This is a genomic window from Corallococcus interemptor (genome assembly GCF_003668875.1).
Classification (GTDB): Bacteria; Myxococcota; Myxococcia; order Myxococcales; family Myxococcaceae; genus Corallococcus; species Corallococcus interemptor.
In genome coordinates, this window is the sequence record NZ_RAWM01000125.1 from 19,695 (window position 1) to 27,043 (window position 7,349).

The 7,349-nt window shown below is 69.0% G+C and carries 7 protein-coding genes; all 7 read right to left on the minus strand.

Going from position 1 to position 7,349, the window contains the following annotated elements; translation table 11 throughout:
- Positions 1-126: 126 nt before the first annotated feature.
- Positions 127-1,512, minus strand: coding sequence for an acetyl-CoA carboxylase biotin carboxylase subunit (gene accC / locus D7X96_RS31280; protein ID WP_120551303.1), 1,386 nt, complete (start codon positions 1,510-1,512; stop codon positions 127-129).
- 82 nt (positions 1,513-1,594) lie between these two features.
- A complete protein-coding gene (accB, locus tag D7X96_RS31285) occupies positions 1,595-2,182 on the minus strand; it encodes an acetyl-CoA carboxylase biotin carboxyl carrier protein (protein WP_120551302.1) in 588 nt (195 codons plus the stop codon).
- 40 nt (positions 2,183-2,222) lie between these two features.
- The gene (efp, locus tag D7X96_RS31290) at positions 2,223-2,804 is read right to left on the minus strand and encodes an elongation factor P (RefSeq protein WP_120551301.1); all 582 of its coding nucleotides are present in this window, start codon (positions 2,802-2,804) and stop codon (positions 2,223-2,225) included.
- A gap of 141 nt (positions 2,805-2,945) precedes the next feature.
- Positions 2,946-3,308: a roadblock/LC7 domain-containing protein gene (locus tag D7X96_RS31295; protein ID WP_120551300.1), complete on the minus strand. Its 363-nt coding sequence runs from the start codon at positions 3,306-3,308 to the stop codon at positions 2,946-2,948.
- A gap of 33 nt (positions 3,309-3,341) precedes the next feature.
- The gene (locus tag D7X96_RS31300; protein WP_120551299.1) at positions 3,342-4,001 is read right to left on the minus strand and encodes a hypothetical protein; all 660 of its coding nucleotides are present in this window, start codon (positions 3,999-4,001) and stop codon (positions 3,342-3,344) included.
- Between the two features lie 34 nt (positions 4,002-4,035).
- Positions 4,036-6,813 carry a type IV pilus secretin PilQ gene (locus D7X96_RS31305; RefSeq protein WP_121771410.1) on the minus strand — a complete coding sequence of 926 codons (2,778 nt, stop codon included), beginning with the start codon at positions 6,811-6,813 and terminating at the stop codon, positions 4,036-4,038.
- Between the two features lie 58 nt (positions 6,814-6,871).
- On the minus strand, positions 6,872-7,349 hold a 478-nt coding region (locus tag D7X96_RS31310), incomplete at its 5' end, for a pilus assembly protein PilP (RefSeq protein ID WP_121771411.1).

The following is a 7,349-nucleotide window of genomic DNA, read 5'->3' on the forward strand; positions in this document are numbered from 1 at the left end:
GGGAGCGTTGGAGGCTAACGGAATCCTCCAACGCGGGTCAAGAAACAGCCTGCCATCCCCCGGGGCTGGATCACCCGCCTGGACGCTCGCACGCCCGGCGGGTCCTCCACGCCTTCACGGCGAGCGCTACGGCGTCTCTTCCACGGCCTTCTTGAGCCGGCGCGAACCCGTCTCGCTCGCCAGCAGGCGCTCCACGAAGCGGGTGTCGTAGTTGCCCTCCTGGAAGGACTCCTCCGCCAGGGCCGCCCGGTGGAACGGGATGTTGGTGCGGATGCCCTCCACCACGTACTCGGAGAGCGCGCGCTGCATGCGGCGGATGGCCGTCTCGCGGTCCTCCGCGTGGACGATCAGCTTCGACAGCAGGCTGTCGTAGTGCGGCAGCACCGTGTAGTTCTCGTAGGCGGCGGAGTCCACGCGCACGCCGTAGCCGCCCGGCACGCTGTAGCCGGTGATCTTGCCCGGCCACGGCGCGAAGGTGACGGGATCCTCCGCGTTCACGCGGCACTCGATGGCGTGCCCGCGGATCTGCACGTCCTCCTGCTTGAAGCGCAGGGGGTGACCGTAGGCCATGCGGATCTGCTCACGGACCAGGTCCACGCCCATGACCAGCTCCGTCACGGGGTGCTCCACCTGGATGCGCGTGTTCATCTCCATGAAGTAGAACTCGCCGCGCTCGTCGAGCAGGTACTCGATGGTGCCCACGTTGTTGTAACGCAGCTTCTTCATCGCCGCGACGGACACCTCGCCCATGCGCTGGCGCAGCTCCGGCGTGAGCGCGGGCGACGGGCTCTCTTCAATGAGCTTCTGGTGCCGCCGCTGCACGGAGCACTCACGCTCATTGAGGTGGATGATGTTCCCGTGCTCGTCCGCGACGATTTGAATCTCGATGTGGCGCGGCTTCTCCACGTACCGCTCGATGTAGAGGTCGCCGTTGTTGAAGGAGGCCAGCGCCTCCGCCTGCGCGGTGGAGAACGCCTGCGCGAGCACGCCCGGCTCGCGGACGATCTTCATGCCCTTGCCGCCGCCGCCCGCCGCCGCCTTCAGGATGACCGGGAAGCCGATCTCCTTGGCGAACGCCTCCGCCTCGCGCGGGTCCTTCACCACGCCGGGGCTGCCCGGCAAGAGCGGCATGCCGGCCTCGCGGGCCGCGGCGCGCGCGCGCACCTTGTTGCCCATCAGCCGCAGCATCTCCGGGCGCGGGCCAATGAAGCGGATCTTGCAGTTCTCGCAGACCTCCGCGAACTCGGCGTTCTCCGACAGGAAGCCGTAGCCCGGGTGGATGGCGTCCGCGCGGGTGATCTCCGCCGCGGAGAGCAGCTGCGGCACGTTGAGGTAGCTCTCCTTGGACGGAGGCGGCCCGATGCAGACGGCCTCGTCCGCGAAGCGCACGTGCAGCGCGTTGGCGTCAGCGGTGGAGTGCACCGCCACGGTGGCGATGCCCAGCTCTCGGCATGCGCGGATGACCCGCAGGGCAATCTCCCCGCGGTTGGCGACCAGGACCTTCTTGAACACGGCCGTGCTCCTAACGCGAGGGCCTTTAAGGCGCGGCGCGTCCCGCCCGGAAGGGGGCAGGACGCGCCAGACGACGAGAGACTCAGGCCGGCTCGATGCGGAACAGCGCCTGGCCGAACTCCACCGGGCGACCGTTCTCCACGAGGACCTCGGCGATGCGGCCGGAGACCTCGGACTCGATTTCATTCATCAACTTCATCGCTTCCACGATGCAGAGCACCTGGCCCTTGCGCACCACCGTGCCCACGTCCACGAACGGGGGCTGATCCGGCGCGGGGGTCCGGTAGAACGTCCCCACGAAGGGGCTGTTCACCAGGTGGCCCGGCTTCTCCGCGGGCTTCTCCGGCGCCGCGGCGGCAGGGGCCGCGAGCGCGGCGGCAGGGGCCGCACGGGGCGCGGCCGGGGCGGCGTACTCCACCGGCGGCGACACCGTCACCCCAGGGCCGGACGGCGCCGTGTGGTGGACGATGGTCGTCTCCGGCGCGTGGCCGCGGCGGATGTAGAGCTTCTCCGGGCCCTTCGTCCACACCAGCCGGGTGACGTCGGAAGCCTCCAGGATTTCGACGATCTGCCGGAGGGCCTCCACGTCCAGCGACGTGTTGCCCGAATCCCGTCCGGAGGCCGCACCCGAGGACTCGGGCGACCGGGTTGCCTTGCGCTTCGTTGCCATTCAGACCCCTCCCGGGTCGCCAGGTGAAGGGAAGCTGCTCTCAGCCCGCGGTGGAAACGCGGGTGAGGTACTTGCCACCGTCACGCGTGTCGATCTTCAGCACGTCGCCCTCGTTGATGAACAGGGGCACGTTGACCGTGAAGCCGGTCTCCATCGTGGCGGGCTTCAGGGCGCCGGACACGGTGTCGCCGCGCACGCCCGGGTCGCACTTGGTGACCTTGAGGTCCACCGAGTTCGGCACCGACACGTTGATGGCCTTGCCGTTCCAGAAGAGGATCTCCACGTCGAGATTCTCCTTCAGGAAGTTGACGGCCTCTCCGAGGCCTTCCTTGGAGAGGAAGGTCTGCTCGAAGTTCCGCTTGTCCATGAAGTAGTAGTCGCCGTCCTGGACGTACAGGTACTGCATGTCCTTGGACTCGATGTCCGGGGTGCCCACCTTGTCGCCGGACTTCAGCGTGGGCTCCAGGACGCGGCCGTCCAGCAGGCTGCGGATCTTCGTGCGCGTGAAGGAGGAGCCCTTTCCAGGCTTGACGTGCTGGAAGTACTCAATGACGTACGGCTTGTCCTCCCACAAGATCTTCAAACCATTGCGGAATTCGGACGTGTCGACAAACCCGGCCATGGGACCGACTCCTTCATACAGACGTAAAGGCGAAAGTCCGGGGTGTCTAGCCCATGCCCTGGTTCCTGCAAAGAGGAAAGCGGAGGCACGCTGCGTCGCCGGGCAGGCTCGACAAGCCCCTGCCCGGGCGGACGTGCGTGGCTACAACTCCGCCTTCACCTGCGGCGCGGTGACGCGCAGGACATAGCGCCCCTTGCCGAAATTCCCGTCCGCGCGCAGGGCCAGCACCAGGAAGTATTCCGGCGTCAGCAGGCGCATCACGGTGAGGACCTTCTCGCTGTTGACGGACACCTCGGTGACGTTGCCCGTCTTCAGCGATTCGGCCGCGTTCTTCAGCTGCGTGAGCAGGTTGGCGTACTCCACCCAGGTGCCGGACACGTCCAGCTCCGTGGCTTCGTCCCTCTGGAACGTCTCCACGGAGATGCCGTCGAAGCCCATCACGCTGCACGCGAGGGCTCCGTCCACCTGGTTCACCACCGCTTCAAGGTGCGTGCGAAAAGACATGGTCCTCCCGGGGCGGGGTGTGGGGTGGCCGGCCTACAGCACGCACGTGGGGTAGTTGTTTTCCTGTCCACCGCGCGAAGAACCGCACGGGGCGACGGGATCGGGCAGCGTTCCAGGCGCGCAGGTCGCGATCCCCAGGTTCCGCTTGAAGGCGGTGAAGGAGTACTCGAGCTCGTTCGTTTCGAAGTTCTTGTGCCCCGAACCGTACTCGCCCGCGAACTGGACGGTGACCGTCACCTCGGTGAACTCCCCTTCCGCCAGCCCGTTCGCGAGCTCCTCCGCGGCCTCCGCGGTCAGGACGTTGGCCACGAGGACGTTGTCCTGGCTGCCAGGCGACAGGCCCGCGGTGTAGTTCACCTCGCCGTCGGGAAGGCTGACGTCCGGGGAGGAATAGGACAGCCGAAGTGTCTTGACGAACGCGGTGGCGGCCCCGCCCGAGCCCTCGCCCGGCTCCAGGGGAATGTCCCCGACGTCGACGGCGGTCTGCTGGTAGCCGTTGTTGACCAGGAAGCCCAGCACGTAGCTCTGACCGTACTGGACGTTGAGCGAGCCACGCGCGATGGCGGGCGCGTCGTCCTCGACCTCGCAGGTCACGCTGGGGAACTTGATCTGGGTGATCTGGATTGCGGGGGCGCTCTCGGAGCACGAGCAGAGCCCGAGCGACAGGGCCGCCGCGATGAAGAAGGGCTTCATTGGAATGTCTCTCCCAATCACAGGACGCGAAGCCTTAGAGGCTCTGCGCGATGGTCTGCCGGTTGAGGATGCGGGGCGTGATGAAGATGAGCAGCTCCTGCCGCACATCCGTCTCCTCCGTGCTCCGGAAGAAGAAGCCCAGGACGGGGATCTTCGACAGGAAGGGCACCGAGTCACTCTGGGTGCTGCCGCGGCGCACGTAGATGCCGCCGATGACCGTCGTGTCGCCATCCTTCACGAGGACCTGGGTGTTGGCCTCCTTGCGCTGGATGGACGGCTGGCCGTTGGCACCGGTGTTGGACGGGTCCGGCTGGTTGTTCTGAGCCTGGATGGACATGAGGATGCTGCCGTCCTGGGTGATGTGCGGCGTGACTTCCAGCGACAGGCGCGCTTCCACGAAGGTCGTGTTCACGCCGCCGGCCGACGTCTGGCTGAACGGGATGGACAGACCCTGGCTGATGCGGGCCGTGTTGTTGTCCAGCGTGGTGACCTTGGGCGACGAGATGGTCTTCACCGCGCCCTCCGTCTCCGCCGCGGACAGGCGCAGGTTGAGCTGCACGGCGCCGCCCGCGGAGCCGAAGGCGAAGCCCATGGCACCACCGATGCCCTCACCCACCGCCGCCGGCAGGTTCACCGCGAAGTTGGGCTGGGGAGGAACGCCCGGCGCCGCGCCACCCGCGCCGCCCGTGACGCCGACGGTGCTGGGGAAGATGAGGCCGGTGGGGTTGCCGGTCGCGGTGGACAGGCGCGTCTGACCGCCCCACTGCACGCCCAGGGCGCGGCTGAAGGTGGTGCTCGCCTCCACGATGCGGCTCTCGATGAGGACCTGCGGCGTCTGCGTGTCCAGGCTGCGCACCAGGGCGCGCGCCTTCTCCGTGTTGGAGCGGATGTCCTTGATGATGAGCACGTTGGTGCGCGTGTCCACCGTCACCGAGCCACGGTCGCTGAGCACGTCCTTCACGCGCGACGACATGTCCCCGGCCACCGCGTAGTTCACCGGCACCAGGCTGACCAGCAGGTCCTCCTGCTGCTGCAGCGACTTCTTGCGCTCCTGGCGCAGCCGCGCCTCCTCTTCCAGGGTCTTCAGCGGCGCGATGCGGATGATGTTGCCCACCTGCTCCTGGCCCAGCTGCTTGGTGCGCAGGATGAGGTCCAGCGCCTGGTCCCAGGGCACGTTGCGCAGGCGGATGGTCACGCGGCCCGCCACGTCGTCGGCCACCACGATGTTGCGCTTGGAGATCTCCGCGATGACGCGCAGCAGGTTCTGGATGTCGATGTCCTTGAACTCGAAGGACACGCGCTTGCCGCGGTAGCGGGCCTGCTGGGGCGCGCCCTCGGCCGCGTACGCCGGGGCCTCCGCCGTGAAGCCGGCGGTGCGCTGGGTGACGGCCACCTCCTCCGTCTTCACGCCCTGCACGTCCAGCCGCCAGCTCAGGCTGTTGGCGCCCTGGGTGACGTTCTCCTCGATGGCGCCGTCCGCGGCGACCACCAGGCGCACCTTGCGGCCCTCACCCGGCACGCTGAAGGCGCTGATCATCTTCACCGGCGTGTCCAGCGCGCTGGTGTCCAGGCTGCGCTCCAGCTTCTTGGGCAGCCGCGCGTTCTCCAGCGTCAGCACCGCGCTGCGCGGATCCGGCCGGTCCACCTTCCACGCGGTCGCGCCGGACAGCTTCAGCTGCACGCGGCCACCGGAGGGGCTCTCGTCGAAGGTCAGGTCCTTCACCTCCACCACCGCCGGCTGCGGCGCGGCCTGCGCCACGGCGGGCTGCGGCTTCACCGGCTCCTGCGCGGGCAGGGGCTGCGGGCGCAGGGGCTCCACCTCCGCCACCACCGCGTCGCGAGGCTGCGCGGGCTTGGGCTTGCGCGCCACCGCGCTCCCCAGCACCACGTCCAGGCCCCGCGCGGAGCGGTCCACGCGGTAGGCGGGCATGTCGCCCTTGGCCACGAGGACCAGGCGCACCTTGTCCTCATGAGCGCCCACGCGCACGTCCTTGAGCAGGTCGCCCTTCACCTTGGGCGCCTTCGCGCTCAGGCCCACGCCGTAGACGTCCACCGCCAGGCGCGGCGGGTCCACCAGCTCCAGGACCTCGTAGCGGGCAATCTCGCCGTCGGTGCCGACGCGCAGCGCCTCGCCGTCCATGGACAGCCGGGTGATGCGCTGGGCCGGGTGGGCCACCTCGCGCTCATCCGCCTCCGTGGCGACGACGTTCTCACGGCCCGGCGCCTGGGACGGGGCCGCCTTGGAGGAGGTCCCCTCCTCCGGCACCACCGCCACCATCGCCTCCACCACCGGCGCGGGCGCGGCCTTCACCGGCGCGGGCTCGGCCTTGGGGGCCGGCTTTGCTTCGGCCAGGGCCTGCGTCGCCTGTGGAGCCTGAGCGGTCGCGGCGGCGGGGGCCACCGGCGAGCCGTCCACGGAGATGACCACGCGGTTGCCTTCCGCGCGCACGTCGTACTGGGAGGCCTGGTCGAGCGCCACCAGCACGCGGCCCACGCTGGCTCGCGAGTCGGAGAACTGGGCGGCGACCACGCCGGACACCGGACCGGTGCCGTCATGGTGCCCCTTGATGCCGGTGGCGTCCGCGGACGACAGGTCCACCACCAGCCGCTCCGGCCCGCTGAGCCGGAAGACGGTGAAGGTGGGCGGCCGGGTCCCGGTCACCACGACCTGGGCACCGGCTCCCGTCCGGGACACCTGCAGGTCCCTCAGCGTATTGAGATCCGCGCCGTACACCTTGGCGCTTGCCAGGACGACCGCCCATGCGGTCGCCATGATCCACTTGCCCCTCGTCACAGCGCTCTGCTCGAGCATGCGTCCCCTCAACAAGTTGGAAGCGGGCGACGTCTGCCCGCTGGCGCGCCGTGGGGCGCTACTCCCAGTTCTTGCCCGTCATCAGGTTGTAGGCGGGGTCCTTCACGCCATCCGCCTTGAGCTGCAGGCTCACCGGATTGCTGATGAGCTCGCCCTTGGCACCCGTGAAGACCTCGGTGACGGTGACCGAGTCCCTGAGAATCTGTGTGACCTTGCCGCCCTGGCGCCCCACGCGGGTGTTGCGCCGGACGATGTGGCCGCGCCCCAGGGGGTCCTCGACCATCGCCAGCGGGCTGGCATCCCCGGTGACGACCGCCACCAGCTTGAGCTGGTCCAGGTCGAACACGCACAGGGGTTCGTTGCAGGCCCGCTCCGGTGCGTCACGCGCCACCGGCCCGAGCTCCTCCAGCGGACTGCGGAACGGATCCCGCTTTCCCACCGGACTGTAGGTATAGACGAACGTTGGCGCCGCCGACGCCTCGGTCTTCTGCTCCACCGGGGCCGGCGCGGGGGCGGCGGCCTGCGGGGGAGCAGGG

Excerpts from the sequence above, each read along its gene's own strand:
- accB (WP_120551302.1), bottom strand. The coding sequence starts at position 2,182 with ATGGCAACGAAGCGCAAGGCAACCCGGTCGCCCGAGTCCTCGGGTGCG.
- efp (WP_120551301.1), bottom strand. The coding sequence starts at position 2,804 with ATGGCCGGGTTTGTCGACACGTCCGAATTCCGCAATGGTTTGAAGATC.
- D7X96_RS31295 (WP_120551300.1), bottom strand. The coding sequence starts at position 3,308 with ATGTCTTTTCGCACGCACCTTGAAGCGGTGGTGAACCAGGTGGACGGA.
- D7X96_RS31300 (WP_120551299.1), bottom strand. The coding sequence starts at position 4,001 with ATGAAGCCCTTCTTCATCGCGGCGGCCCTGTCGCTCGGGCTCTGCTCG.
- D7X96_RS31305 (WP_121771410.1), bottom strand. The coding sequence starts at position 6,813 with ATGCTCGAGCAGAGCGCTGTGACGAGGGGCAAGTGGATCATGGCGACC.